Origin of the sequence: Sodalis sp. C49 (assembly GCF_046352915.1) — a bacterium.
Taxonomy (GTDB): domain Bacteria; phylum Pseudomonadota; class Gammaproteobacteria; order Enterobacterales; family Enterobacteriaceae; genus Acerihabitans.
Genome location: NZ_CP163303.1, coordinates 3,692,291 through 3,713,054, shown reverse-complemented (window position 1 = coordinate 3,713,054; position 20,764 = coordinate 3,692,291). Strand labels below are relative to the sequence as shown.

Annotated in this window: 17 protein-coding genes; 11 read left to right on the top strand and 6 right to left on the bottom strand. The window is 57.7% G+C overall.

The window, feature by feature from the left end; translation table 11 throughout:
* Positions 1-60: 60 nt before the first annotated feature.
* Together ABUK12_RS16710 and ABUK12_RS16705 are read left to right on the top strand one after the other, a co-directional pair.
* Positions 61-954: a LysR family transcriptional regulator gene (locus ABUK12_RS16710; RefSeq protein WP_410012904.1), complete on the top strand. Its 894-nt coding sequence runs from the start codon at positions 61-63 to the stop codon at positions 952-954.
* Between the two features lie 208 nt (positions 955-1,162).
* Entirely contained in the window at positions 1,163-1,378 is a 216-nt protein-coding gene (locus ABUK12_RS16705) for a DUF378 domain-containing protein (protein WP_410012903.1), read from the top strand.
* A 117-nt stretch (positions 1,379-1,495) separates the two neighbouring features.
* Here the strand turns inward: ABUK12_RS16705 and ABUK12_RS16700 are convergent, their stop codons facing one another.
* A complete protein-coding gene (locus ABUK12_RS16700) occupies positions 1,496-3,838 on the bottom strand; it encodes a TonB-dependent receptor domain-containing protein (RefSeq protein ID WP_410016679.1) in 2,343 nt (780 codons plus the stop codon).
* A 521-nt stretch (positions 3,839-4,359) separates the two neighbouring features.
* On the opposite strand from ABUK12_RS16700, the gene ABUK12_RS16695 reads away from it, so the two are divergent.
* From ABUK12_RS16695 to ABUK12_RS16680, 4 genes are read left to right on the top strand one after another with little or no spacing between them, the layout of a single operon-like run.
* A complete protein-coding gene (locus tag ABUK12_RS16695; protein WP_410012902.1) occupies positions 4,360-5,394 on the top strand; it encodes a hemin-degrading factor in 1,035 nt (344 codons plus the stop codon).
* Positions 5,391-6,206: a hemin ABC transporter substrate-binding protein gene (locus tag ABUK12_RS16690; protein WP_410012901.1), complete on the top strand. Its 816-nt coding sequence runs from the start codon at positions 5,391-5,393 to the stop codon at positions 6,204-6,206. The genes ABUK12_RS16695 and ABUK12_RS16690 overlap by 4 nt, the downstream gene beginning before the upstream one ends.
* Positions 6,206-7,207: a FecCD family ABC transporter permease gene (locus ABUK12_RS16685; protein WP_410016678.1), complete on the top strand. Its 1,002-nt coding sequence runs from the start codon at positions 6,206-6,208 to the stop codon at positions 7,205-7,207. Before ABUK12_RS16690 ends, ABUK12_RS16685 begins: the two co-directional genes overlap by 1 nt.
* Positions 7,200-7,979 (top strand): heme ABC transporter ATP-binding protein, encoded by a 780-nt coding sequence (locus tag ABUK12_RS16680; protein ID WP_410012900.1) that lies wholly within the window; start codon positions 7,200-7,202, stop codon positions 7,977-7,979. The genes ABUK12_RS16685 and ABUK12_RS16680 overlap by 8 nt, the downstream gene beginning before the upstream one ends.
* A 160-nt stretch (positions 7,980-8,139) precedes the next feature.
* Here ABUK12_RS16680 and tldD read toward each other — a convergent pair whose 3' ends face one another.
* Genes tldD through ABUK12_RS16655 form a run of 5 tightly spaced genes read right to left on the bottom strand, consistent with a single transcriptional unit; the run spans position 8,140 to position 16,436 of the window.
* On the bottom strand, positions 8,140-9,597 hold the full coding sequence (tldD, locus tag ABUK12_RS16675; protein WP_410012899.1) for a metalloprotease TldD: 1,458 nt from the start codon (positions 9,595-9,597) through the stop codon (positions 8,140-8,142).
* Between the two features lie 17 nt (positions 9,598-9,614).
* The gene (locus ABUK12_RS16670) at positions 9,615-10,964 is read right to left on the bottom strand and encodes a TldD/PmbA family protein (protein WP_410012898.1); all 1,350 of its coding nucleotides are present in this window, start codon (positions 10,962-10,964) and stop codon (positions 9,615-9,617) included.
* 27 nt (positions 10,965-10,991) lie between these two features.
* A complete protein-coding gene (gene trxA / locus ABUK12_RS16665; RefSeq protein WP_410012897.1) occupies positions 10,992-12,245 on the bottom strand; it encodes a thioredoxin in 1,254 nt (417 codons plus the stop codon).
* An 18-nt stretch (positions 12,246-12,263) separates the two neighbouring features.
* The gene (locus tag ABUK12_RS16660; RefSeq protein ID WP_410012896.1) at positions 12,264-13,979 is read right to left on the bottom strand and encodes an ABC transporter ATP-binding protein/permease; all 1,716 of its coding nucleotides are present in this window, start codon (positions 13,977-13,979) and stop codon (positions 12,264-12,266) included.
* A 12-nt stretch (positions 13,980-13,991) separates the two neighbouring features.
* Positions 13,992-16,436, bottom strand: a complete 2,445-nt coding sequence (locus tag ABUK12_RS16655; RefSeq protein WP_410012895.1) for a TonB-dependent siderophore receptor — start codon at positions 16,434-16,436, stop codon at positions 13,992-13,994.
* Between the two features lie 574 nt (positions 16,437-17,010).
* On the opposite strand from ABUK12_RS16655, the gene ABUK12_RS16650 reads away from it, so the two are divergent.
* From ABUK12_RS16650 to ABUK12_RS16630, 5 genes are all read left to right on the top strand, one after another.
* Positions 17,011-17,529, top strand: coding sequence for a sigma-70 family RNA polymerase sigma factor (locus tag ABUK12_RS16650; protein ID WP_410012894.1), 519 nt, complete (start codon positions 17,011-17,013; stop codon positions 17,527-17,529).
* Between the two features lie 18 nt (positions 17,530-17,547).
* The gene (locus ABUK12_RS16645; protein WP_410016677.1) at positions 17,548-18,507 is read left to right on the top strand and encodes a FecR family protein; all 960 of its coding nucleotides are present in this window, start codon (positions 17,548-17,550) and stop codon (positions 18,505-18,507) included.
* Positions 18,508-18,642: 135 nt separating this feature from the next.
* On the top strand, positions 18,643-19,494 hold the full coding sequence (locus tag ABUK12_RS16640; RefSeq protein ID WP_410012893.1) for a TonB family protein: 852 nt from the start codon (positions 18,643-18,645) through the stop codon (positions 19,492-19,494).
* Between the two features lie 59 nt (positions 19,495-19,553).
* Positions 19,554-20,309 carry a MotA/TolQ/ExbB proton channel family protein gene (locus ABUK12_RS16635; protein ID WP_410012892.1) on the top strand — a complete coding sequence of 252 codons (756 nt, stop codon included), beginning with the start codon at positions 19,554-19,556 and terminating at the stop codon, positions 20,307-20,309.
* A gap of 21 nt (positions 20,310-20,330) precedes the next feature.
* Positions 20,331-20,756: an ExbD/TolR family protein gene (locus tag ABUK12_RS16630; RefSeq protein WP_410012891.1), complete on the top strand. Its 426-nt coding sequence runs from the start codon at positions 20,331-20,333 to the stop codon at positions 20,754-20,756.
* Positions 20,757-20,764 lie beyond the last annotated feature (8 nt).

Genomic DNA, 20,764 nt, shown 5'->3' with positions numbered 1-20,764 from the left:
GGCAGAATAGGCCGTATTCAGGTATAGTAGAAATTAATTTATTCTATTCCGGGTATAGCGATGATTAATCTCCAACGGCTGGATCTTAACCTGCTGGTGACGCTGGATGTGCTGCTCGCGGAACATAACGTTACGCGCGCGGCGCGGCGGCTGAACCTGTCGCAGCCCTCGGTCAGCGTCCATCTCGCCAAATTAAGGGAAACCTTTGGCGATCCCCTGCTGCTGCCGGGACCCAGGGGCATGATCCCCACGCCAAGGGCCGAGGAGCTGCGCGCGCCGTTACGGCAAGCGCTTGACGCGCTTTCGCATGCGATGTCGCCCGGCGCGCCCTTTGACCCCGCCACATCCAGCCATACCTGGCGCGTCGCCGCCTCCGACTACAGCGAATCGACGGCGCTGCTGCCCGCGCTGCCGGGATTACGCCTGATGTCCCCCGGCAGCAGGCTGGCGGTGCTCGCGCCGGTGCCGTCGCTTATCGCCCGGCAAGCGGAACAGGGTGAAATTGACCTGGCCTTTCATACCAGCGAAGGATCGCCGCCCGGCCTGCATCGCCGGGTGCTGTTCGCGGAGCGCTATGTACTGGTCGGCCGCGCCGGTCATCCGCGCTTGAAAAAACCGCCGACCCTGGCGCAGTTCTGCGAACTCGATCAGGTGATCGTATCGCCGGACGGCGGGGGATTTTACGGCATTACAGACAAAACGCTTGCCGATCTGGGGCTGGCGCGCCGGGTGGTGTTGTCGGTTCCCCATTTCCTGCTGGTGATGGCGGTGCTGGCCCGCACCGATCTGGTGGCCATGCTGCCTTCGCGCCTGGTGCGCGACGCCACCGCGCTGCGGGTGACCGAACCGCCGGTGGAGGTCGAAGGATTCGAACTGGCCATGCTATGGCACGATCGCGCCCATCACGACCCGGCGCATCAATGGCTGCGCGGCCATATCGCGGCGTCGGTGTAAACAAGGGCCTCGTCTCATCCGGCCGGATGTTTAGGGGGTTTATATCCCGCTGAAAAGTGATCTGTCGCAAAGGTTATTATGGCGATGGTTAAAGAATGTATACTGTAAATATAATCTATTAAATATAGATATTTTATTGAACCAACCCTATCTAGCCGTTTATTTATAAAAATTGTATTAGCCACAGTATTTACTTTTTTGCGGAGGAATGATGAAAATATTAACCACTGTTGTGCTGGTCCTGTTAATCATTGGTGGATTGAACTGGCTACTGGTCGGACTGTTTCAATATGATCTGGTCGCCGCCCTGTTCGGCGGACAGGCCGCCGTCGTATCACGGATTATTTATGCGCTGGTGGGGCTATGCGCTATTTACACGATCGCGCTGTTGCCGAAATTGCGCACCGCCTGCCACCACGCATAACAACACCGCCTCCCGTCCGCGGCGGGACGGGAACAATAATGACTCTCCCGCCGCGCAGGATGGAAAAACCGATAAATACCCCCGCCCATTCCGGGCCGGGGATATTATTATCACGATTTAAAAATCGACGTTGACCCCCACTTGGAACGAGCGTCCCGGCTCGACGGCCAGCGCCTGGTTGGCGAAATCCTGCCGGGTGACATTGGTTAACTGGCGGCTGCTCAGATAATCCCAGTATTTGCGATCGGTCAGGTTATAAATGCCGCCGCTGAGTTTGACGTTTTTCGCCACCTGCCAATAGGCGGTAAGATCCACCAGGCCGTAACCGGGAATACGCATATAGTCCGTGGTGGCGTCGGTTAATGCGCCACCGCTATTGGTATAGCTTTGGCGGTTGGTGGCGGTGGCCTTTTTCCCCTTCTGGAATGTCGAGGTAATGGCGGTGCCGTAGCGCCGGCCCGGATCGTCCCAGGCCAGTCCCACAATGGCTTTCATCGGCGCGACGCTGTCTAAATCGACATAGTCGTCGCCCATATAGCTGGATTTGGACTTGCCCTTATTATAACCGAACGCGACGGTGGCGCTTAAGCCATTGACCGATTCAAACCAGGTGCCGAAATTAAATTTGCTGCTGAATTCTCCGCCGTAGATATAGGCTTTGTCGCGGTTCTCAGCTTTATAAGCGACAAAAATATTACCCGGAACGCGGGTAAATTCCCCCGGATTGGCGCTACGGGTATAGCGGGTATTGGCAATAAAGTTTTTATAGGTGTTGTAGAACAGCGCACCGTTAAAGGTCACGCCGGGAGTAATATCGCCTTTCAGGCCCCATTCAAAGTTATTACTGGTCTCCGTTTTCAGATCGCTATTGCCAATCAGGGCATATTGCTGGCTGCCGGCATAGCTCGAGCCGAGATTCCACGACCCATATAACTGGCTGGCGTCGGGGAATTGCGCGCCGCGTTTATATTGCAGGTAGGTGGTCATGGCCGGGGTGAGATCGTACAGGAAACTCAGGGACGGCAGTATCTGGGTATCGCTGTTGGTCTTGCCGTACAGGGATTCCACTTCGCCCGGAGTGAGCACCGCGCTGCCCGAGGCCAGGCTGGACAGGTTGGTGGGTTTACTGTTCTGGTAGACCGCCCGCGCCCCGGGCACAATGGCAAAGCCGTGCCCGGCCAGGTCAAGGCTGATGCGGTCCTGAACAAAACCGCCCAGGGTGTAGGTGCGGCTGTCGGCCTCGGGCTGCATAATGGCGGTATAGATGCTCGGGGCCGGGAATTGCGCGAACGGCCGCTCTGTTTCTGATTGACGCGCATTAAGGCCGGCGCTCAGCGCATGAATGCCGACGGTTTTCAGCCAACGGCTATCAAAGCCCCAGGTATCGACATTGTAATCCGACTGCACCCGCTCGCGCGTGGCGGCGGTCAGCGGCATGTCGGTGTTGTCGTGGGCCTCGGCGTTCTGGTAATAGAGCTGCGTATCCAGCTGGTCTACCCAGCCCACGTCAATCGGCGTCCAGCGATCCTTCACGCTCAGGCTCCAGCGGCGGGTATCGCTTTGCTGCCGGGACGTGCCGATCACGCTGCTGCCCGCGCTGTTCCAGGTATCAAAGTGGGTATGGTTGGTCTTATCGTAATATTCCGCCGTCCCGGTGAACTGATGCTCTTCGTTGGGTTGCCAGATGCCGCTGGTCATGATGGCGGTGGAATGCCAGTTGGCCGGGAAGGCGTCGGCGCTGTCGCTATTGGTCCGCGTCTCCTGTCCGTCCCGGCGGCTTATCACCACCAGGCCCCGCAGCTCCTCATCGCCCGCCGCGGCGGTAATGCCGTTGTGCCAGGCGCGGTTGGCCGAATCATAATCGCTTTGATAACCAAAATAGGTGTTCTTTTTATAGCTCAGGTAATCGTCAGGCGACTTGGGCAGAAAGGATACCGCGCCGCCGATGGCGGTGTTGGCGCGCTCGGTGGGCGTGGCGCCGGAGGCGATATCCACCTGGCCGTACATATAGGGGTCGATATAGTCGCGGCCGATGCCGAAGGTTCCCAGGCCGGCGCGGCTGGCGTAGGCGCGGCCGGTGGCGTTGGGCAAGGGGATGCCGTCCACGTCGATGGCGACGCGGTTGCTTTCCAGTCCGCGGATGTTATAGCCGGTATAACCGCTGCGATCGAAGCCGCTTTTACCCGACGACGAACCGGCGCTTGAACCGGTGGCGCTGATTAACGGCTGGTAGCGCATAAGGGTACCGAAATCATTACCGCCGTGGCGTTGCATATCCTCCGCGCTGATGCGCGTAGCGGTGCCGGCCTGTTTCACCAGGCGAGGCGCATTGACCTTCATGACATCTTCAACGGCGGCCGGTTCTTTTGCCGGCTGCCCCTTGGCGTCATTATCCGAAGCGGCCGGCGGCATTTTGTTTTCCACGGCGCTTGCATGCCAGGCCGGCAGGATAAATAGCATCGCCGAAATAAGGGCGTTAAAAGGCCTGTTTCGCCTTTTTTCAGTGAACATAATAGAGCCTCAAAGCGGTCAAATTATAAGTTAATGCTCAACCATTGCCGGAGTATTAGTAAGGGAATAGCTATCCCAATTATTATTATTGCTAAAACGCGCTGCATTTAATGACGTAAAAACCCTACGGAAATAAGCAGTATTAGTCTGGCTACCCGTTATAAAAGTCAGGTTTTTGCTTTCCTATTCGCTGACGATAACATTATTTTAATTACGGTTATCTGACGGCTTCAGGCGTTGACGCTTGCTGGCGTGGTGTTATATCCCTAATAAAAAGTGGTGAGCCGAAGGCATATTCACAATTGATAACGATAATCTTTACGATAACAGAAATCATTATCATCTTTATACATTTTTAAGTTATATTTGCAACAGTTTCACTGCGAATGATTTACACGCCCGTTAAGCAGGCCCATTCGCAGCCGTATCCCGCTAACATCCGCTTTCGCCGGCACAAAAAGGAACCCTGAATGAACCAGCGTTATCAGCATTACCTTGAGCTAAAACAGCAGCATCCGAAAAAATATGCCCGGGAATTGGCGCAGTTGCTGAATATCAGCGAAGCGGAGCTGGCCTGGGCCAGGGTCGGGCATGACGCGCGGCGCCTGGACGGCGATATGCCCGCGCTATTGCAGGCGCTGGCCGCCGTGGGCGAGACAAAATCCATTACCCGTAATGAATATGCGGTACATGAACAGATCGGCCATTACGACAACCTGCGTCTCGGCGAGCACGGCGGCCTGGTGTTAAACCCGCGGGCGTTGGATCTGCGCCTGTTCGTCGGCCAGTGGAACTGCGCCTTTGCACTTATCGAATCGGGTCCGCGCGGCGAGCGCCAAAGCCTGCAGATTTTTGATCATCAGGGCGACGCGGTACTGAAAATCTATGCCACGGAGCAAACCGATCGCCATGCCTGGGAACAGCTTATCGCGCGTTTCGTCAGTGAAGATAATGCGGCGCTGGCGCTGGCGGCGGCGGCGGATAAACCGGCGCACAACGACAGTCCGGATAACCGGCGCATCGAACTGGACTGGCGCGCCATGACCGATGTGCATCAGTTTTTCCCCTTGCTTAAACGCCACAACATTACCCGGCAGCAGGCGTTTCGCGCGGTGGGCGACGACCTGGCCATACGTGTGGATAACCGGGCGCTGAGCCGGGTATTGCAAGCGGCGCTTGCGGATGCCAACGAAATCATGGTGTTTGTTGGTAACCGCGGCTGCGTGCAGATATTTACCGGCGCCATAGAGAAAGTGGTGCCGATGGAAAAGTGGATCAATATCTTTAACCGCCGGTTTACGCTGCATCTGGTGGAAGACGCCATTGCCGAAACCTGGGTAACGCGCAAACCGACCCGGGACGGCATGGTCACCAGCCTGGAACTGTTTGCCGCCGACGGCACGCAAATCGCCCAATTGTTCGGTCAGCGCAGCGAAGGGCAACCCGAGCAGACCGCCTGGCGCGGACAAATGGCCCTGCTGACGCAAAAAGGCCTACCGGCATGAAAAAATGGCTTATCGTATTGCTGGCCCTGCCGATGGCGGCGCTGGCGCAAACGCGGGTGGTCAGCATCGGCGGCGATGTAACGGAAATCATCTATGCCCTCGGCGCGGGCGACCAACTGGTGGCGCGCGACAGCACCAGCCAGCATCCCGCCGCGGCCGTCGCCTTGCCCGACGTGGGTTATATGCGCATGCTCAACGCCGAGGGCATCCTGGCCATGCACCCCGGGATGGTATTGGCCAGCGATCAGGCCAAACCGTCGGTGGCGCTGCAACAGGTAGCCGATAACGGCGTCACGGTGGTTACGGTGCCCGGTACGCCCGATATCGCCGTCATCGACAGTAAAATCGCCCGCATCGCCTCGGCGCTGGGCCGGCAAACGCAGGGCGAGACGCTGCGCGCGGATATCCGCCGCCAGATGGCGGCCATCCCCGCCACGCCGCTGCCGGTAAAAGTCCTGTTTATTTTCAACCATAGCGGCATGACCACCATGGCCGCCGGCCAGGAAACGGCGGCCGATGCGGCCATTCGCGCCGCCGGCCTGCAAAATGCCATGCAGGGATTTAAACATTACCAGCCGCTGTCGCAGGAAGGCGTCATCGGCAGCGCGCCGGATCTGGTGCTGATTACCACCGACGGGGTAAAAACCCTGGGCGGCGAGGAGAAGGTCTGGGCGCTGCCGGGGCTGGCATTGACGCCGGCGGGCAAGGCGCGACGGCTGTTGGTGCTGGACGATATGGCGCTGCTGGGGTTCGGCCTTGAAACGCCGGCGGCCATTGCCCGCCTGCGCCAGACCGCTGAAACGCTGCCATGATGCGCCAAGCCCGACCGGGACGGTTTTTACTGTTGCTGGCACTGGTGCTGCTGGCCATGGCGGCGCTGGCGGTAAATGTCGGCGCGATGCATTTGTCGCTGGTTAGCCTCTGGCGCCGGCCTTTTGACGCGGCGCTCTGGCATATCTGGTGGCATATCCGGCTGCCGCGCATCCTGCTGGCGGTGATCATCGGCGCGGCGCTGGCGCTGTCCGGCGGCGTGATGCAGGGGCTATTCCGCAATCCGCTGGCCGACCCGGGCCTGCTGGGCATCAGCAGCGGCGCGGCGCTGGCGGTGGCCCTGTCGGTGGTCCTGTCCGTGACGCTGCCGCCGCTGCTGGCGCTTTATTCTCCCATGCTGGCGGCTTTTATCGGCAGCCTGGCGGTGACGCTTATTATTTTTTCCCTCGGACGTCCCGGTCATCGCTCTTTGTCGCGCCTGCTGCTGCTGGGCATTGCCATTAACACCCTGTGCGGCGCTGCCATCGGCGTCTTGTCCTGGATAAGCGACGACCGGCAGCTGCGGCAGTTGTCGTTATGGGGCATGGGCAGCCTGGGGCAGGCGCAATGGCCGACGGTACTGGCCTGCGCCTCCCTGGTGCTGCCCGCCGCCCTGCTGGTGCAGCGTCAGGCGGCGCGGTTAAACCTGCTGCAACTGGGCGACGAGGAAGCTCATTATCTTGGCGTGGACGTGAAACGCACCCAGCGGCTGTTGCTGATGCTCAGCGCGCTGCTGGTGGCGGCGTCGGTGGCGGTCAGCGGCATTATCGGCTTTATCGGCCTGGTGATCCCGCATCTGGTGCGCATGTGCCTGGGGGCCGACCATCGCTGGCTGTTGCCGGGCGCCACCCTGGCCGGCGCCGCCCTGCTGCTGCTGGCCGATACCCTCGCCCGCACGGCGGTGGCGCCGGCGGAAATGCCGGTGGGATTGCTCACCAGCCTGCTGGGCGGCCCCTGGTTTTTGTGGCTTATCCTGCGCCGGCGCGGAGGCGAAAATGAATAAGGGCTTAACCGCCGAAGGCGTGGGCTATCGCGTGCCCAACCGGACGTTATTAGAGGATATCTCGTTATCGCTGGCCCCCGGCGAGCTGGTTGCGCTGATAGGCCCCAACGGCGCCGGAAAATCCACCCTGCTGCGCCTGTTGACCGGTTACCTGACGCCAAGCGTTGGGGAATGCCGCCTGCTGGGCCGCCCCCTGCGCCAATGGCCGGCGCAGGAACTGGCACGGCAGCGGGCGGTCATGCGCCAGCAAAGCCGTCTCTCCTTTCCGTTTACCGTGGCCGAAGTGGTGGCCATGGGCCGCGCGCCCTGGCAAACGCAGCCAAACCGCGACCGCGTGGCGGAAATCATGGCGTTTACCGGCTGCGATGCCCTGGCGGGGCGCGATTTCCGTCGTCTGTCCGGCGGCGAGCAGCAGCGGGTGCAGCTGGCCCGCACCTTGGCGCAGCTGTGGCAGGACGACGGCCCGGCCGGCTGGCTGTTTCTGGATGAACCCACCTCCGCGCTGGACTTATATCATCAGCAGCATATCCTGCGCCTGCTGCGCCGGCTTACGCAGACCGGCCGCCTGACGGTCTGCTGCGTACTGCACGATCTGAACCTGGCGGCGCTGTGGTCCGATCGGATTTTGCTGTTGCATGAAGGCAGGCTGGCGGCAAGCGGCGCGCCGGGCGATGTCCTGACCGAAGCGCGGCTAACGCGGTGGTATCAGGCGGATCTGGTGGTGCGGCCCCATGCGGAGTATGGGGTGCCGCAGGTTTCGCTGAAACGGTAAATAAGAACGCTCTGGCATCTATGACCAGTCATGACTCGCGCACAGATCCTGCGCCCTGTGCTCTACGATGTTTTCCCCTGCAAACGCTGCGTTATGAAAGCTCCGGCGACCAGCCGCGATGCCGGAGCGTTAGTCTGGACATCATAGCCGTCGCCTATCGTCAGCCCTGGCGGGTACCGCCCACCACCAGGTTATCCACCTTAAGCGTCGGCTGTCCCACGCATACCGGCACGTTTTGCCCCGCCTTGCCGCACACGGCGGTGCCGCGATCCAGCGCCAGGTCGTTGCCGACCATGCTGATTTGTTGCAGGGTTTCCGGGCCATTACCGGTCAGGGTGGCGCCCTTGACCGGCGCGGTGATTTTGCCATCCTCAATCAGGTACGCCAGGGCGGTCTGGAAACTGTATTGCCCGCTGACGATATCCACCTGCCCGCTGCCCAAATCAGCCAGATATAATCCGCGTTTGACCGAGGCGATAATCTCACCGGGATCATATTGCCCGCTGCGCATAAAGGTATTGGTCATGCGCGGCATCGGCAAATGCGCATAGGACTGGCGGCGGCCGTTGCCTGTGGGCGGCAGCTTCATCAGGCGCGCGCTCAGGCTGTCGTGCATATAGCCTTGTAAGACGCCATCTTCGATAAGGGACGTGCACTGTGTCGGCTGTCCCTCGTCGTCCACATTCAGCGACCCGCGTCGTCCCGCCACCGTGCCATCGTCGACGATATTGACCCCCGGCTGCGCCACCCGTTCGCCGATGCGCCCGGAATAAACCGAGGTACCCAATCGGTTAAAATCGCCCTCAAAGCCGTGCCCCATGGCTTCATGCAGCAACATGCCGGGCCAGCCGGCTGCTATCACCACCGGCATGCTGCCGGATGGTGCCGCTACCGCCTCCAGGTTAATCAATGCCTTTTCAACCATAGCGCGCAATGAGACCTGCAGCGCGACGTCATTGAACATGCCGAAATCCCCGCGCCCGCCTATGCCGGTACCGGCCGATTCCTTATTGCCGCGCTGCTCGACCACCACGCCGACATGCAACACCAGCATCGGCCTGATATCCGCTGCCTGATGGAAATCATGACGCAGAATATAATTGACAGAATGGGTTAATTCCAGGCTGGCGGTAACCTGGACGACCCGCGGATCGAGAGCCCTGGTCATGCGGTTAATTTTTTGCAGCAAGCCGATTTTCTGCGCCGCGTCGCACGCCAGCAGCGGGTCATCGTCGATAAAACGCAGCCGTGCCGGGGGGTAAGCCGCAGGCGCTGGCAAAGAGAGCCGGCCCGGCACCGCGATACTTTTTACCGAGCGGGCGGCCTCTTGCAAATACTTAAGATCAATATGCTGAGAATAAGCGAACGCGGTCTGGTCATGTTCGACCGCACGCAGGCCGAAGCCCTGGTCGACGTCAAAAGAGCCGAAATTCACCACGCCGTTCTCCATGGCCCAGCTTTCACGTCTCAGACTCTGTACAAAAAGATCGGCGTAATCCACCCGGTGCGACAGCACCTGATCCATCACCTCCTGTAGTTGCCCATCGGATATGCCATGCGATTCCAGCAACTGCTGTTTAGCCGGCGCCAGATGGGAGGTGGCTAGTGTTTCAATCATGATAAAACTCCTTTGGCTTAGCGTCCTGCCACCTGCAGGCTGTTGATTAACACGGAACCGCTGGTAAAGGCGCCCTGGGTGAAATTATCGGTGCCGACAGCGGCAATATCGCGGAATATATCCGCCAGGTTGCCCGCCACGGTCACTCCATCGACGGCATGGCGTATTTCACCGCCCTCGACCCAAAAGCCACGCAGGCTGCGGGAGTAATCACCGGTTATCAAACGCGCTCCGCCGCCGCTAAATCCGGTAATCAGAAGACCTGTATGCAGTTTTTTCACCATGGCGGCAAAGTCATCGCCAGGCTGGGTCAGGCTGCTGCGCAGCGTCAAATTGCCCGGTCCCCAACCGTTGCCGGTGGGCGTCATTCCGAGGCGCCGCGCCGCATAGGCCGACAGAAAAAAGCCTGTAAGGTGTCCGTCGTCCACCACCCGCCGCACCGCACCGCCGATACCGTCGCTATCGAACGCCCGGCTGGCGAGCCCCTGCGGGATAAAGGGATTTTCCTCAACGGTGATATGCCCGCTAAAGATCGCCTGGCCAAGCCGTCCGGCGAGAAAACTGTTACGGCGATACAACGCCGCGCCGCCGGCGGCCTGCACCAAATGATCAAGCAGCGTGAGGGCGCAAAGGGGATCGAACAACACCGGACAGCGTCGACTACCGGCCAGCGGCGCGCTATCCAGGGCGGCCAGCGCACCGCTCGCGGCCCGGCGCCCAATAGCTTCCGGCGTCATCATCGTCGAAGCAAGATGGGAATGGGAATTACAGAAATCCAGTTGGTTGTGGCCCTGATTTTTGGCCAGCGCCTTGGCGCTCATCACATGGTCGGTTTGCCGCTGGCCCTGGGCGAAACCACGGCTGTTCATCAAAAACCAATGGGACTGACCGGAACGTACCCAAACACCGTCACTCATCGCGCCCTTGCCCGCTGATGAAATACCGGACTCGATACGATGAGCCAGCGCTTGCGCACCGGGCTCGTCCAGATCCCAGGGATGCCATAAATCGAGCTGTCGCGGCTCCCGACATAACAACTGCTCCGGTGGCAGGCCGGTAAATTCATCCTCGCCGGTATAACCGGCGATACGACATGCCGCCTGCACCGTTTCGCGCAGGCTCGCGGGTGAAAAATCGGTGGAGCCGGTGGTGCCCTGATGCTGTCCGCGATAGACGGTGAGCGACATGCTGGACTGCGCATCGCGGGTGCGCGCCCGCAGCCGGCCCTGGCGCATTTCAATCAGCAAGCCGTTGCTTTCGGAAAATATCACCTGCGCATCGGATGCGCCTTCCCGGACAGCCTGCGCTATGACGCTATCGGCCAGTTCAGCCAATTGCTGCTGGCTGTGCGCAAAAGTATTCGGCATGGATGCCTCCTGGTCAAAGGTCATGGTTTAAAAGTCCGGCGCCTCGGCCAGCAGCCGGTTCAACGCCCGCTGGATCTGGGTATTTATTGGTTCGCTGAGCTGGTTGTAATTTTGATGAAAGGCCTTTTCTTTGGCGATAAACGCCGGATTTTGCGCCAGCCACTCCGCTCTTAACAAAGTGATTTCCTCCTGGCTAAGCTTGCCGGCCGGGGACAAACGCTCTTTTTCGGTAAACCAGGCGAAACGTATATCGGGCGTGGCGCGATCATCGTCGCTCCACCCTGCTAGGATCTGCAATTGCTGGAACTGGGCCCAGCTTACGCCAAGGGCTATGTTGCCCCATTTTTCGTCATCGCCGGCGGCGGGCAACGACGAGAGGTGCTGCAAAAGCGTGGCGATGATTTTTTCCAGCTGGCGTTCCGGCTGCTGGTAATCATGCAGCAGCAGATCCGCCTGCGCCTTGATGGCCGACCAGTCGCCCGGTGCCGTCTCACGCCCCGCGAGCCGCCCGGCGCTCAATGCCAGCCAGCGCATGAGCAATTGCCCCAGCCTAGGATCGCGCAGGTAATCAGCCCATGGCGCCGATTCCTCACTCAGCCACCAGTGCATAAATCGCTGCGGCACCAGCCGGTAATCCTTGCCTGGGCGTAACGCGGCGAACAAACCGCCGATCTGCTCCGGGGTCAGGTAGCCGCAGCGGTCCAGCAGCCTACCCAGAGCAATCGGTAACCCGGTAATACGTTCAAAGGCAACGCTATCCGGCTGATGAATCATGGCCGCCATAGTAGTGCCTTTGCCGTCAAGCCAAAAGCTCCCGGGGGCAACAGTAATATCCCCGGCCTTAGCATGTCCGAGGGTGCGTTGCGCGATAAAACCATGCAAGCCCTCATCGCCGTAAAAACTGCTCCACTCCAGCGCCTCCGTCTGACGTACCGGCGGTTGCGAAACGACGTCCACCTCATGAGCCGCCAGCCAGGCATTCAACTGGCCCAGGGATTGGGCACCCACCTGGCGTACCGGTTCCGCCTCGCCTCTGAACAGCAACAGGGTGGGAATGCCGCGCACGCCATAGCGCTCCATGATGGCCGGGTATTTTTCCACATCAATCTTGGCGACCACTAACTTGCCTTTGGTATTATTGGCCAGCTTATCGATAACGGGCGCCATGGCGCGGCAAGGTACGCACCAGGGCGCCCAGAAATCCACCAGCACCGGCAGTCGCGCGCCCGCCAGGTAATTATCAAAATTGCTATCGGTTAACTCGTTGGGTTTGAGCGACATACAGGTTCCTATAAAATGTTAGCGACCCTGATCGGGTGTCAGGGTTAAAATATGCTGGTGGAAGTGTTCCAGCTCTTTGCGATGGGCCACGCTGATAATGGTGCTGCCGGGCAATTGATCGATCAGCGCCTGGTATAAACGCCGCTCCGTTTCCGGGTCCAGGGCGCTGGTCGCCTCGTCGAGGAAGAGAACCTCCGGGCGATGCAGCAATACCCGCGCCATGGCCAGCCGCTGCTGCTCGCCGCCGGACAACACCTGCTGCCAGCGGTCGGACTGGGTAAGCGAATCGGCCCGTTCCGCCAGGCAACAGTCCGTCAGCGCCTGGCGGTACTGCCGATCGGTAAAAGCCTCCGGCTCATCGGGATAGGCCAGCGCGCTTTTTAATGTGCCCACCGGGATATAGCTCTTTTGCGGTATAAATAGACTACGCGCCGTATCCGGCCGGATGATGCTGCCTTCCCCAAAAGGCCATAACCCCGCGCAGGCCCGCAGCAAGGTGCTTTTGCCGCTGCCGGACTGCCCGCGAATCACCCAGCGTTCGCCGGCCTCGACCTGCCAGCGCGCCACTTGGCATAACGCCGCGCCGTCCGGACGCCGCAGGGTTAACGCCTCGCAGCAAAGCGCTGTGCCCTGGCGCATTAGCTGAATGCCATGGGGCTGGTCGCGGGCTTTGTTTAACGCCCACAGCATATCCCGCAGCCGATTGGCCAGCGCTATCCAGTTAGTAAAGGATTGATAAGCCTGCGGGAAAAAGGCCAGGGTGCTCAATAGCGTACCGTAAGCCATGGTGATCTGGGTCAGGCCGCCGAGGGTAATTTTTCCCGACAGCAGTAAGGGCAGCGCCAGCAGGGTGGGCAGCGGGGAAAATATCTGGGAGAAAATGCTCTGGAAGAAATTCAGCTTAAAGGTTTTACGCATCATCAATAGGGTATTATTCCGTACCCGTATAAAACGGGACAGTAATCTTTCCCCCTCGCGCTCGCCGCCGCCAAAAAAAGCGATTTGTTCGGCGTTTTCCCGCACCTGCATGCCGAGAAAACGAAAATCGGCTTCTACGGTTTGTTTATTCATATTCACGCCGATCAGCACCTTACCCAGCCAGTGGGCCAGGGCGAGATGGGCAAATGAATAAAGGTACACGGCAAACACCATATAGCCGGGGATAGACCAGGTCCTGCCGCCAAGAGGAAACGACAACGTGCCGGACAGTCCCCAAAGCATAATAGTGAAAGTGACGACGCTGACCACGACGTTGATAATATTGGTGGACAGGTTAATCGTCACATCGGTAAAGAGATTGATATCCTCGGCGATACGCTGATCGCCGTTGCTGATTAAATTGTCGCGCTCCAGTTGGTAATACGCTGGATGACGGGTCCAGCGTTCTACAAAGCGGGTGGTCATCCAGGTACGCCAGCGCAGCGTCAAGTAATTAATCGCCAACACGCTCACCAGCGGCAATAATACCGTTATAGTGCCAATGGCCAGGCTTCTTACCATCGTAGCGCTGATGAGGCTCCAATTCAGCGCCACCAATGCGTCGGTTAATTGCCCCTGCAGTTTATTTAAAGCCACAAACGCATAGGTGGTGGTGAAATTAATGGTCAGGATGACGGCAATTAATAATATGGCCAGCCACTTTTCCGGCGATACCCAGAAAGGACGGATTAATTGCCATATCCCCGGTCGATTACCATCATTGGGTATTTCTTTTGTAAACTTTTGAGCCGTCATAATGTCCATTGCTTAGAACGAATAGGTCACCGATAACCTGGCGGTACGGCCTGGCTTGACGCCGATATACGTTGGTGTGGTCGAGTAATAATACAGATCGCGGTCAAAGATATTTTTCACGCCCAGGGTGACGGTATATTTCGGCTGATGGTAAAAAATAGAGGCGTCGGTCTGGGCCCAGCCACCCATTTTGAAGTAATTACCCGTATAGCCGTTGACCGTGTTGCTGGCCGCCTCTACGCCTACGCCGGCGCCCAGGCCTTGCAAACTCCCCTGCTGTAGTTCGTAGGTAGTCCAGAGGCTACCGGAGTGTTTGGGCTGTGCGGTAACCTTGGTTTTATAGCCGGTAAGATCGGTGGTATCCGGATCCTTAGGCTGGGCAAAGGTGTAGCTGGTGGTGATATTCCATCCCGGTAAAATCTGGCCGTTTAAATCAAAATCGAAGCCTTTGGTTTCCCGCCCCTGCGCGCCGACCGCGTCGCCGGCGATATTGTAGACCACCACATTGTCCTGCACGATATGGAATACCGCTGTGGTAATGGTCAGGTTATCGTCCAGCAGGTTAAATTTAAACCCAGCCTCCTTGGATTTACCGGTCGACGGCGCCAACGGTTTACCGGTAAGGGTATTGATCGTGCCGACGGTTTCGAAGCTATTAAGCAGGTTGGCATAGACCGTCACTTCCGGCGTGATATCATAGCTGATGCCATAGCTGGGTATCCATTTGGTCTCATCTGAAAACGAGGTCACATGACGGGTGGCGGAGTAATTCGCCGTGCTTTGCATCGTCCATTCAGCCCGCTTAGCGGAAAGCTGGAGATGCAATTTTTTCCAGAAATCGATCTGGTCTTGCAATATCAGCCCCCTTTGATCCTGGGTGTTTTTATAGGATTTAAAGGTGGGGTCGGGGATATCGGGAAACGACAGGCTGTCGGGATCGTTGTAGTTGGCGGTGGTGAAAATCCTGCCGTCAGATAAATCCCAGCTGGTGGTTTTTGAATGCTGATAGTCGTAGCCGACCAAGATATTATGGGTTAACGGGCCCATATCAATCTTGCCGCGAATATCGTTTTGCAGGCTTAATGAATTTAAATCCTGTTTATTGCCCAGCTCATGAGTGACCAACGAGCCGTTGGGGTACGCCACGTAAGTCTCATGAATGCGATAATTAAGGGTATTATCAAGATAGGTGGCTTTACTGTTAAAAGACCAGTTGTCGCTTAAATTCTGGTTGAATTCATAATAGGCGGTTTTCGCATTGCCCGCAAAATGATTATCTTTATCCCCCAGACGATATTCCGGCAGGCGCTGAATACGGCCGTTGTTATACAGGGTCGCCGCAGGTCCTGAGGTTCTGCCGGTACTGAATTCCGCGCCTACTTTAAATTTGGTTTTATCCGTTACCCAGGCCAGCACCGGCGCAACATAATCGGCGCGCTTGCCGTTAAAATCAGGAAAGCTGTTATCTGCCCGCATAGTGGAAGCGTTAAAACGGTATTGAAAGGTTTTGTCATCGTTTATCGGGCCGCCGAGATCGATGGCGGTTTTCACTTCGCCATACTTGGCGACCTCGAATTTTAGCGTATGCAGCGGATCGGCCGTGGGGGCTTTACGCACTATGTTGACCGAACCGGCGGGAGAACTGTTGCCCGCCAGCACCGCCTGTGGCCCTTTCAGTACCTCGACACGCTCGATACCGTCGATATTGGAATAGCCGGTGGCGCTGCCGTTCATGGTGCTATTGGGGTTGGAAACGCCGTCCGTAGAGCCGGAGGTGACGTTAAATCCACGAATATTTATCGAATTAATACCGCGATTACCGCCCTGCATCGTGACGCCGCCGGCGTTGCGCAACGCATCCTCCACCGAGACCGCCTGGCGGTCTTCGATCAGTTTGCGGCTGACCACCTGCACCGACTGCGCGGTATCCTGCAATGATAAATTAGTGCGGGTGGCGGAACTGGACATTGAAGGATTATAGACCGTGGCGTCTTCGCTTTGCTCGGCGCCGCCGCTGACGGTAATAGTCGGCAGCGTCTGGCCGCTGTCCTGCGCCGCCTGTAAATCCGACGAGGCGGTGAGCGGCTTGGCCGTGGTGACGGCATCAATGGTCAGGGTGCCGTTGGCAGTGGTGGTGACAGACAGCGGCGTACCCTGCAACTGTTGTAAAATGACCTGTTCCAGGGTATAGCGGCCGTCAACGGGTTTAGCCTGGTAAGGGGCCACCAGTTTAGGATCAAATGAGATGGTCTGTTGGCTTTGCCGCGCTATGGTTAATAGCCCTTGCTCCAGGGAACCCGCCGGTACTGAATAATGTGCTAAAGCCGCCGGCGCGGCATAAGCCGTTTGCGGCAATATCAGCGCCATACCCGCCACGGCAAATGTTAAATCAATCGCCAACGCCAGCCGGCCTGGGGTAAAACGAGTTTTCCTTGCGCGTTGCAGTACTGCATTCATTGTTACGGCTCCCGGAGAAAAGGCAAAGGTTAAGCGACGCCAGTTTGGTAGGGGTCTGCGTTTCATCTCAGTGGGTATGTGCAATGAGGGAAAAAATGTGTCACCGGGTTATATTTATTTTTTTGCGACTTATCGGGATTTTTAACTTAATTTATTAATTACATTACTGTTTTTATTTTAACGGATAAAGTTGTTGCGCGTAGACTTTCGGTTAACGCTCAAAAGCTGAGGGTAAAATGGCTTCTGCGGTACTGAATTGGTGCAAAAAAACGTGCATTGATCGACAACAGTGCACGTTGGTTTTCGTTTGTTGTACAAAACGGCTTGCAGTTACGGCCTTATAACAAAAGCGGCCTTAGTTAATAAAAAAATATACTTATACTCTATGGATATAACCTAGATGTAAAAATTATTGGCTCGCTTATTGCTGGCCAGGCTTGAATGCTCATTCCACTCCCCCCGCGCTGACACGCAACGCAGGAAAGAGCGGCAAAACTGAGGATTGGCCGTAACGGTCCTTATTTGAAAGCCTGAGAAAGGTATTTACGTTAGATTTAGCAAGACGGACAAGACGATGCCTGGCGAATTTACCAACCGTTCAGATGTATTAACGTTTATTTTTCGCAGTGATTACCGTTGGCTCACTGACAAATTAAGACGGCGTATCAGCCATGGCACCGGCGCGGAGGATATTGCGTCCGAGGCGTTTGTACGGCTGGCGGCAATTCCTGAACTGCTCAATATCCGCGAGCCGCGGGCCATGCTCACCACGCTCGCCCAGCGGGTGTTGTATGAAAACTGGCGGCGCCGCGACCTGGAGCAGGCCTATCTGAAAGCGTTAGCGGGCAACCCGCAGCTCTGTCATCCTTCGCCGGAAGAACAGGAACTGGTAATTGAGTCTTTACTGGCCATTGACCGGGCGCTGGACGGTTTATCCATTAATGCCCGCAAGGCGTTCTTGTTTAATCAGCTTGACGGTATGACCTATGCGGAAATAGCACAAGAGCTGGGCGTCTCCACCAGTATGGTGCGCAAGTATGTGGCGAAAGCGCTCACCAGCTGTTATCTGATAACCGCTGGCCAACATGAATAACCGGTTGAACAACGCATGATAAAATTAACCCAGCATCCCGACGCCGCCGCCCAGCACGCCATTGAATGGATGGTGCTGCTGCGTTCCGGCGAAGCCACGGAGGAGGATTTCAGGGAATATGAACGCTGGCGTTATGCCGATGCCAGCCATGACGCCGCCTGCGCCAAAATTGAAACCACCCTGGGTAAAATCCAGTTCCTGACGCACGCCATGCCGCCGGAAAACGTGCGCCAGACTCTGCTGGCGCCTTCCAGCCGGCGTAAATTCCTGCAAAACGCGCTGGGCGTGGCCGCTATTGCCATGGTCGGCGGGACGGTGGTAAACCAAAAATACCCTTTGCCCTATCTGTTGACCGATGTGCATACCGACACCGGCCAACGGCGGCGTATTGAGCTCGATGACGGCAGCACCCTGGATTTGAACGCCCGCACGGCGCTGAATATTTCCCTCAGCGAGACCGTGCGCAGCGTTGAGTTACGCACCGGCGGCATTATTGCCCGCGTGGTGGGCGACGGCAATCGCCCGTTTAGCGTCAATACCGCCATGGGACAAATCCTGGCCGGGGAGGGACTTTTTCACGTACGCCAGGAATCCGGGGGTATTCATCTGGCGGTGCTGGAGTCGGTGGTAAAGGTGACGAACCGGCGCGGCGGCAGCCAACAAGTCGGGGCCGGCCACGGCCTGTGGTTTAATCAGCATACGTTGATGCCGGTGGGCATTTCCCCTTACGCGGAAATAGCCTGGACCCAGGGCAGGCTGGAAGTGAGGGATACGCCGTTAAGCTCGGTGATCGCTGCGCTGAAAAATTACAGCCCGGCGGTTATCCGCCTGGATCCGGCGATAGCCAATCTGCGCGTCAGCGGCAACTTCCCGCTGGACGATGTACCCTATGCGCTCGACGCCTTGGCTCAGACCATGCCGATTGCCATTACCCGCACCACCGGCTATTGGATCCGCATCACCGCGGCCGACGCATGATTTTTTTCAATTCTGCGCTTTTTTTTGCCAACGCCGGTGTCACTTTTTATTCCTCGTTGCACATAGAAAATAAGTCTTCCAGAGATTGCTGGTAATACATATTTGCGGGCAGTCAGGATTTATCACGAGGTAGGGGTGAAAGCACAGCACCGGATGTTGAAAGATAAAATCGAAGTGCCTGCACTGACGGCGACGGCGACGCTGTTGTCCGCGCTCGCCTCGGCGCCGAAAAAAAATCATCAGCCTAAATTAACCATTGCCGCCGTGGTGCTGGCGCATTTGGCGCTGATTGCCGTGGCGATTACCCATACCACGCAATATCGACCGCTGGACATCATCAATCCCGCCGAGCAGACCAGCGTCGAGGTGACCATGGTCGAAGCGCCGCAGCCCGAGGCGCCGCCGGTGCCCCAGGTTACTGAAACGCCGCCGGTGCTGACCGCGGATAACGGCGAACGCGACGTGGCGCAAACCGAGGCGGCTCCGGTCGTGGCCGCGCCGGACATCACGCCGCAAACGCCACCGCCGCCAAAACCGCTGCCCAAGCCGAAACCCAAAATCATCGTAAAACCCAAGCCTGGGCCGGTGATACCCCGTCCGAAAGCGCAGGCAAAACCTTCACCGCTACAAAATGCCAAGGTCGCCGACCAGGCGGCCCTGCCGGCGACCTCTCAGGGTGAAATGCTGAAAAGCGTGCCCAATGCCGTGCCGAAGACGGTTTCCACCGTCGGCTGCCAGGTACCGGCGCCAGACTATCCGCGCAAGGCAAAACGGCTGCAGGAGGAAGGCGAGGTACTGATCCGGCTGGTGATCAACGCCAACGGCACCCTGGGCCGCAGCGACGTTGCGCGCAGCAGCGGTTATGACGACCTGGATCAGGCGGCAATGGCGGCAGTATCCCGGATACGCTGCAACCCCTATGTGGAAAACGGCCAGGCGATCGCTGTTATGACGGTGCAGCCCATTACGTTTAAATTAACCCGCTAGCTCTCACGGGCGGCGCATGAATATTACCGATAGCCTTTTTTGATAATCGAGGTAGCAAAATGAATGAGTTTGGCATTGAGCACGTTTGGCAGCAGGGCGACATAATCACCCGCGCGGTGGCCCTGGTGCTGCTGGTCATGTCCGTAATGTCCTGGTCGGTGATTGTGATTAAATGCATCCAGGGAGCGGGACTGCGTAAAATCGCCCAGCGCACTAAAAACCGGTTTTGGAGCGAAAAGAATTTACCGTCCGCCATTGATTCATTGGGCGACGGCGGCAACAATCCGTTTCGCGAACTGGCGATCGCCGGCCATGCCGCGATATCTCACCAATACAATGTAGAGACCAGTATCAGTAATAATCTGGATATCAGCGACTGGCTGGCGCGCGGCCTGAAAAACAGTATCGACGACAGCAGCGCGCGTCTGCAAGCGGGCCTTGGCATCCTTGCCTCCATCGGCAGCACCGCGCCGTTTGTCGGGCTATTAGGTACCGTCTGGGGCATCTATCATGCGCTGCAGTCCATCAGCCTGGCGGATCAGCCGGATCTGGCCCACGTCGCCGGCCCGGTGGGCGAAGCGTTGATCATGACGGCGTTCGGCCTGTTCGTCGCTATTCCGGCGGTGCTGGGATTCAACACCATCAGCCGGCGCAACCGCGGCCTGCAGCATGCCATCGCCCGCTTCGCCCACGATCTGCATGCCTACTATCTCACCGGCTCGCGTATTACCACCGGCGATGTCACCGAACTGCGGGCCGGCGATGCCACGGCCGATAATCGTGTCCAACCGTTTCGCGCCGGTCAGTCGATGTAAAGGCGGGTGAGAGGAGTAAAAATGAGCATATCCGGTAATTCACAATTCGAGATAGACGAAGATCCCCTGGTCAACGATATCAATATGACGCCGTTTATCGATGTCATGCTGGTGCTACTGATTGTATTTATGATCACCCTGCCGGTGATCAATCACGCGGTAAAGGTAAATCTGCCCAAAGCCAATGCCAGCGTGGTGGATAAAGACGTTAAATCCGTCGATATCTCGGTCATGGCCGACGGCAGTATCGCCTGGGATAAGCAGGCGGTGGATGACGCCACCTTTAAAATCCGGCTGGAAGAGACGGCAAAACTCCCGCAGTTGCCTCACCTGCGTATCTACGCCGATAAAGCGTCGGAATATGGCCGCGTCTCATTTGTCATGACCAGCGCACAGAGCGTCGGTCTGACCAAGTTTGATTTTATCGTCGATAAACACGGCGCCTGAGCGCGCCG